Source organism: uncultured Ellagibacter sp. (assembly GCF_934636505.1).
Classification (GTDB): domain Bacteria; phylum Actinomycetota; class Coriobacteriia; order Coriobacteriales; family Eggerthellaceae; genus Ellagibacter.
Genome location: NZ_CAKUAL010000018.1, coordinates 25210 through 31532, shown reverse-complemented (window position 1 = coordinate 31532; position 6323 = coordinate 25210). Strand labels below are relative to the sequence as shown.

Annotated in this window: 7 protein-coding genes; 3 read left to right on the top strand and 4 right to left on the bottom strand. The window is 59.9% G+C overall.

Features of this window, described 5'->3' with window-relative positions:
• On the bottom strand, nt 1-545 hold a 545-nt coding region (locus Q0G18_RS03740; RefSeq protein WP_297149607.1), incomplete at its 3' end, for a DNA/RNA non-specific endonuclease.
• A 264-nt stretch (nt 546-809) separates the two neighbouring features.
• On the opposite strand from Q0G18_RS03740, the gene Q0G18_RS03735 reads away from it, so the two are divergent.
• The gene (locus tag Q0G18_RS03735) at nt 810-1436 is read left to right on the top strand and encodes a hypothetical protein (RefSeq protein ID WP_297149605.1); all 627 of its coding nucleotides are present in this window, start codon (nt 810-812) and stop codon (nt 1434-1436) included.
• Here Q0G18_RS03735 and Q0G18_RS03730 read toward each other — a convergent pair.
• Entirely contained in the window at nt 1409-2392 is a 984-nt protein-coding gene (locus tag Q0G18_RS03730) for a WYL domain-containing protein (protein WP_297149603.1), read from the bottom strand. The genes Q0G18_RS03735 and Q0G18_RS03730 overlap by 28 nt on opposite strands.
• A gap of 178 nt (nt 2393-2570) precedes the next feature.
• Here Q0G18_RS03730 and Q0G18_RS03725 point away from each other — a divergent pair, with 178 nt between their 5' ends.
• Together Q0G18_RS03725 and Q0G18_RS03720 are read left to right on the top strand one after the other, a co-directional pair.
• The gene (locus tag Q0G18_RS03725) at nt 2571-2906 is read left to right on the top strand and encodes an HIRAN domain-containing protein (RefSeq protein WP_297149601.1); all 336 of its coding nucleotides are present in this window, start codon (nt 2571-2573) and stop codon (nt 2904-2906) included.
• 158 nt (nt 2907-3064) lie between these two features.
• Nucleotides 3065-3433, top strand: a complete 369-nt coding sequence (locus Q0G18_RS03720; protein ID WP_297149599.1) for a 3-hydroxyisobutyrate dehydrogenase — start codon at nt 3065-3067, stop codon at nt 3431-3433.
• A gap of 232 nt (nt 3434-3665) precedes the next feature.
• Here the strand turns inward: Q0G18_RS03720 and Q0G18_RS03715 are convergent, their stop codons facing one another.
• Nucleotides 3666-5051 carry an APC family permease gene (locus Q0G18_RS03715; RefSeq protein ID WP_296061451.1) on the bottom strand — a complete coding sequence of 462 codons (1386 nt, stop codon included), beginning with the start codon at nt 5049-5051 and terminating at the stop codon, nt 3666-3668.
• 223 nt (nt 5052-5274) lie between these two features.
• Complete coding sequence (locus Q0G18_RS03710; protein ID WP_297149597.1) at nt 5275-6186, bottom strand: acetamidase/formamidase family protein; 912 nt, start codon at nt 6184-6186, stop codon at nt 5275-5277.
• Between the last annotated feature and the right edge of the window lie 137 nt (nt 6187-6323).

Sequence of the window (6323 nt, the reverse complement as noted above, 5' to 3'; positions counted from 1 at the left end):
TAATAGGTCATCCCCACGGCGTTCATCGTGCGCGTGCCGGTGATGAGGTTGCGCTCGTTGGCGTCCTCGCCGCACAGTTGGTGCGCAATGAGGTGGCTGCGGTTGTAGAGCATCTCGCGGTCGACGAAGCTGTAGCGATGCTGGACCCAGCCCGAAGGGTGAACCTGCGAGATGTCGCCGCGCTCGGCATTGGAGACAGTCTCGGGTCCAATAAGGCCGAACGCCGTGCCGCAGCGCCCCTCGAAGTCGAGCTCGCTGAATTCCATGAACGACCCGTGCGCCGCGTCATCGGCGGAGAATCCAGGTTGCCCCTCGTTGATATCGATGCAGAGCGCACCTGAGTACTCGGGGATATCGGATAGCTTCGCGGCGGCACTGCCTGCGGAAACTTGCTGCGAGCTTGTCGCATTGTCCCCGTTCGCGACGCTTTCGCCGCCTGCGCACCCGCTAAGCGAGGGAAGGCACAGGCTCACTGCCAGAAGCAGGGCGGCAAGCGTGCGGACAAGGCGCTCGCGTGCGGGGGAGGTGGTTTGCTGGGTTTGCAAGGGAGTGTCCTTCCGATAGTGGGGCATGCCGCGAATGGCGCGCCGCATCCCCCATGATACCCGATGCAGGCTGCCCGAACGCGAGGGCTGTTCGCGGTTTCCGTCCTCGCTTCCCGTTCGCGTTGCGAGCGGTGGCGAGGGGGTGCGGGAGATGCTTCGGAAAACTCTTCCAGTTGGGCTACGACTGTCCAAAAGCATGGACAGACTGGTTCGTACGGACGTTCTACAATGGCGCCAATCGAGAAAACGACGGGAGGCACACGCATGGCATTGCAAGGCGCGCATCAGCTCTTTGGCGACACGGACGAATCGTCGTGCGTTCCCGATGCGGCATGCGCGCCCGGAAGGTCGGGTGCGCGCGGGGTGTCGGACGAGCCCGCCGTGCCTGATGCGGCGTGCGCGATTGGGATGTCGGGTGAGGTTTGCGAGCTCAAAGCGTCGTGGATGCTGGGTGCGCCGTCTTCTCCTGAGGTTTTCCCCTTGGGCGATGATTTGGCCGACGCTTTTATAGCCTGGGATTTCTACGCTGACGCGCCGATTTCCGATGCGCCTTTCGTCCTGCGTTTCTCCGAAGGGGATCTCGTGGCGTATCGGGCGCTGGACGGCAAGCTTGCCGTCTGCGCGGGAGCGGTGGACACCTCGCTTCCGCCTGCCAGTTTGCGGCGCGACGCCGAAGACTGCTGTCCCGCGTGGGTCGTTGTGGGACCCCTCTCTTGCGCGTTCGGCCAGCGAGCTTGTCGGGCTTTCCGCACAGCAAAAGATGAATACGTCATCGAGTTGGAAGGGTGCAGTATCCGTTTATCGCTTGAGGGCGGCACGGTTCAAGCCGCTGTTCGCGAGCTCGACATGTTGGCAGCAGGCGCTTATTCTTCGAGGAGAAAGTGCAGGTAATCGCGGTATTCCTCAACGAGGTTCTGCGGGGCCGCGATGCTCACGGCGCGGCCCATGCTCGCTACCCAGCCGAAGAATTGCTGGCTCTTGCACACCTTCACCCGCGCCCGTACCTGCTGCCCGTCGAAGGGGAGGAAGGTTGCGCCCTTGCCGAAGCGGTCAGTGATGATCTCGACCTTGTCGGGGTCGACGGTCAGCTCGCAGACGACCTCCTCGCCGTTAAACCGCCCGAACATGATGGCTTTTCCCTGGTCGAAGGCGTAATTGGCAATCTCTTCGTTGCGGGTGGCGGGTATATCGCGTTCGACGCTCACCTTCGCCATGCGGTCGAGCCGGTACTCGGTGAGATTGGCGTGGTGGTCGTTCCATGCGGTCAGGTAGTAGAACCCGTCGTCGTATGAGATGGCCACGGGGGTTACCTCGTGGCGCTTGCCCTCGCGCGTTTCGTGGGGCTTGCCGTCTGCGCCGATCTTGCGGTAGGAGAACGCAACTTTGCAGCGCAGGCGAAGAGCCTCGTGGATGGCGTCGACGGTCGAGAGCACGCTTTCGCTTTTCGACTTGATGCGTCCTTCGACGTGGATGCGGCGGTCGAGAAGCGCCTGCTCGCGGTTGGTGGCGAGCTGTTTGATGTTGGTGATGAGCATGCGCGCCTGCCGCTCGGTGATAGCACGGCATGATTGAACGGCGTCGACCATGAGCATGAGCTCTTCGAGGGTGAAATCGCGTCGCTCGATGGCATATTCCACGGGGTTGCGCTGATAGGTTTTGATGTCGATGTCGAAATCGCGCAGCGTCTTGATGTCGTCGTAGATGCTTTTGCGCTCGGCGGATATCCCGTATGAATCGAGCCGCTCGAGAATCTGCGTCATGGAAAGGCCGTGCTCGGCGTCGGTTTCCTCCTGAAGGATCTTCCAGAGATAGAGAACTTTGAGCTTCGCCTTGCTGTTGTACGCCATGGCAGTCGCTTTCTCGAGGGGCGCAATAACGATATGCTTCCTCATTGTAGCAGATGGGAAGAAGAGTGTCCCATAGTTTCCGTGTCCGATAGCAAGGACAGGCATATTTTGTCGGCCCGATAGAATGGCAACTACATTGAAAAGGGCGGAAGAGGAGAAGGAAAGGACGGCTTCGATCATGAGCTCGAGTTCTCGTTACGTCGCGGATTTCAACGTTGCTGGTATGCGTTACTGGGATGGCGCAAAGGTGATTTCCAAGCTCAAGCTGGGCAAGAAGCTGCGCCTTGTCGCGGAGCCGCACAATCCGGCGGATCCCAACGCCGTCGCCATCTATCGCAAGGACGTGAAGCTCGGCTACATTCCCCGCGATCAGAACGACCTTGCAGCCCAACTGTTGCGCTTCGGTCATGGCGACGTGCTTGAGTGTCGCATTCTTAAGGTGGACAAAAAGGCTGAAACCTGGAATCAGGTTCGCGTCGGGCTTTACATGACCGACAAGGTGAAAGGGGAATAGTGCAAGGCGAGGTGAGCTGTTCGGGAAAGGGCTTTTGGCGGTTTCCGGGGCCCTCGACGGAATGCCTACCTTCGGTTTTCTCGGGATGACGCCTTGGATCGCGCAGCCGACATCCTATAATAATCGTGGGATTACAAGCGCAACCAAGGAGGTTCATCATGGAGAAGGAACTGTTCGATTACGTTGCCGAGCGCGCGGGCATCCTCGCCACTGCTGACACGAGCAAGCAGGACACCAAGGACGCGGCTGCTGCCTGGAAAGACGCTGTTGCCGCCGACAGCAGTGACGCCGCTGTTGAGGCTGCGACCACCAAGCTGCTCGACTTCCTTGAGGGGCGTCCCACCACAATCGATGGCGTTATCGCGTTCGCCCAGGGCCCGGCGAAGGAAATGATGGGCGAAGAGGCCGCCGCGAAAATGCTCGAAGCGCAGCTCGCGCGCAAGGAGGCGGGCGCCAAGTATTGCAATTGCCCCTCTTGCGCCGCCGCCTCCGAACTGCTTGCGAAGTTCGGCCGCATCGAGCTGTAATACATCTCACGTCGCAAACTATGCATCGAGCGCGCGGGTCCTTTCAGGTCCGCGCGCTTTTGCTTTGTGCACGATAGGAGGGAATTTGGCAACCTCGCCTTTCCCTTGCCTTTCCTGCAAATGCAAAACAGGCCGCGTATGCGGAACACGCGGCCTGTTGGATGCGCCTTGCAGCTACCTGCGAGGCGCCTTGCTAAAAGCGAAGCTTAAGCCCGAACAACTCGGCTAAGCGCTACACTTCCAGATTCTTGAAAGCCTCGGGGACTTCCTTGTAGCCCTTCGATTTCACGGCACCGATGATAAGGCCGATGACAAGCCATGCGACGCCCACGATATAGGTCGGCACGTCGAAGCCGGTGAACACGTACAACAGGATGAGTACGCCGAGGACCGGGCAGATCAGGTACTTCACGATGTCGCCGAAGCTGTTGCGCTTCTTCTCCTTGATGAAGAAGAAGACGAACACGGCGATGTTCAGCAGCACGAACGAGGACAGCGCGCCGAAGTTGACGAAGCGGGACAGCGTTGCCATGTCGAGGAACAGCGGCAGGACGAGCGAGACGCAGCCGATTGCGATAGCGGCGAACCAGGGCGTCTGGAACTTCGGGTGCACCTTGCCGAACGCGCGCGGAATCACGCCGTCGCGGCCCATGGAGTAAAGCAGGCGGGCGGACGCGGTCTGCGCGTTCATGATGTTTGCGATGCCCACGGCCACGATGTTCACGATGAGCAGCAGCTTGTAGAAGACGGGGCCGCCGCAGGCCAGAGCGGCGTCGAAGAAGCCCATTTCAGGGTCGATGTTCTGCCAATCGGGCTGGATGAGCGCGGCGATGTAGGTCTGCGCGACGAACACGACGACCATGATGCACAGAGCGATGATGATGCCCTTGCCGATGGTCTTTTCAGGCTTTTCGGTTTCCTCAGCGAGCGTGGACATACCGTCGAAGCCGAGGAACGACAGGCACGCAATGGAGCAAGCCGCCGCGATGAAGTGCACATCGACCTTGCCGGGCTGGTAGATCGGGTCCATGGTGAACTCGCCGGAGCCGCCGCCACCTAAGATGAAATTCGTGCCCAGGGCGATGAAGGCGATGACCGCGAGGATCTCGATTGCGAAGATGACCCAGTCGACGCCCTTCTGCATGGTGATGCCTCGGATGTTGACGATTGTGTTGAACGCCACGAACACGAGGACCCACAGATACCAGGGGCTTCCCGGGATGAGCGCTACACCCCAGTTCGCCACCATAACCAGAAGAAGCGAGGGGACGAAGATGTAGTCCAAAAGGATAAGCCAGCCGGCAATGAAGCCGACATGGGGGTTGATGCCGCGCTGCACGTAGGAGTACACGGAGCCCGCGATGGGGAAGCGCTTCGACATGTGCATGTAGCCCATTGCGGTGAAGCTGATGGCGATGAAGCCGATGATGTACACCAGCGGGGTCATACCGCCGGATTCCTGCTGAATCTCACCGTAAATCGACTGCGGCGCGATGATAACCATGAACAACACGCCGTAGAGAATGACGTCTTTCAGCGTAAGGCCGCGGCGCAGCTCCTGCTTGTAGCCGAAGGCCTCGATTCCTCCGCTTTCTGCGGAGACTTTCTGCTCTGCCATTTCCCTTCCTTTCATTATCTCGATAGGAAAAAGCATTACGCAGAGCTAGAAGCGCTATCCGGCTCTGAGTAATAGGGTGAACTTTAGCACGATAAAGCAATGGATTGTTCATTAAATAGTGAAATGGCTGCCGATTCGAACGGAACGGCAACCATTTCTTCGTGAGTGGTAAGTTTTTTGCGCTCTCGGCCTTCCTCAGCGTGCGCTGCGGAAGCGGAAAACCTTACGGCTGGGGAATCAGTACGGGGAACTGCGGCAGCTTCGGAGTGCCGATGCGCAGCGACACGTCGACTTCGCACGGCTCGCAGCCCTGGTTCACTTCGACGTCGCTTTGCACCGACATGTACATGTAGGTCTCCACGGCGTCCCAGCCCGTGACGCGCATCAGCAGGCGCTGCAGCTCCTTCGAGCCGTTCATGAGTGCCTGCTCGTAATGCTCGCCGCAACTGTTCACGTACCACTTGCCGCCCTCGCCGAAGGTTTCGAGCACCGGCCAGTTCAGCTCGAAGTCCTTTACCAGCTGCACGCGGCAGGTGATTTCCGCCGGGATTTCGATGCCGGTGCCGCACAGCTCTGCGTCGCCCATCGTGGCGTGAACGTCGCCCATCTGCAGGAGCGCGCCGGGGACGCGGACGGGGAAGTACAGGCGCGTGCCCTTGGTGATCTTCTTGTTGTCCATGTTGCCGCCGTGGCTGCCGACGAAGCCGTCGATGACGTCGGGGCCGGAAGGCGCCGTGCCGATGACGCCGATCATCGGGTCGATGGGGAAGCTGACCTCGTTGAACGTGGCCATGCCGTCTTTGATGGGAATCTTTTTGGTGCGATAGCCCGTCGTCTCGAAGAGCGGGCCGCAGTGGTCGTCGGTGGCGATAGTTCCCTCATCGGCGACTTCCACGTCGAAGATGTCGACAACGAGCACGTCGCCGGGTTCCGCGCCTTCGATGTAGACGGGGCCGGCGGCGGGATTTGCGAAGCCGTAGGAGTAATCCAGGTCGGCCATCGTCGTCTGCTCGTCGGGGATGCGGTTGCTGAAGCAATCGAGCGTCTTGAACAGCAGCACTTCGCCCGGCTTGGCGGTGGCGCATGGCTTGTTGTCTTTCGAGAACACGGTGACCTGGTCGGTGATAACCTGCATGATGCTCATCCTTTCGTTGGTTGCATAGCATCGTGAAGTTGTGTCGCGGGGCTACCGAGGGCTTTCCGCTTGCGACGCCGATGCCGATGAGGCGATTCTACACCTTATCGGCATCGCGGCGCGTATCGCCTCGGCGT

Coding starts and splice junctions, on each gene's coding strand:
- Q0G18_RS03735 (WP_297149605.1), top strand. CDS start 810: ATGGCATTGCAAGGCGCGCATCAGCTCTTTGGCGACACGGACGAATCG.
- Q0G18_RS03730 (WP_297149603.1), bottom strand. CDS start 2,392: ATGGCGTACAACAGCAAGGCGAAGCTCAAAGTTCTCTATCTCTGGAAG.
- Q0G18_RS03725 (WP_297149601.1), top strand. CDS start 2,571: ATGAGCTCGAGTTCTCGTTACGTCGCGGATTTCAACGTTGCTGGTATG.
- Q0G18_RS03720 (WP_297149599.1), top strand. CDS start 3,065: ATGGAGAAGGAACTGTTCGATTACGTTGCCGAGCGCGCGGGCATCCTC.
- Q0G18_RS03715 (WP_296061451.1), bottom strand. CDS start 5,051: ATGGCAGAGCAGAAAGTCTCCGCAGAAAGCGGAGGAATCGAGGCCTTC.
- Q0G18_RS03710 (WP_297149597.1), bottom strand. CDS start 6,186: ATGCAGGTTATCACCGACCAGGTCACCGTGTTCTCGAAAGACAACAAG.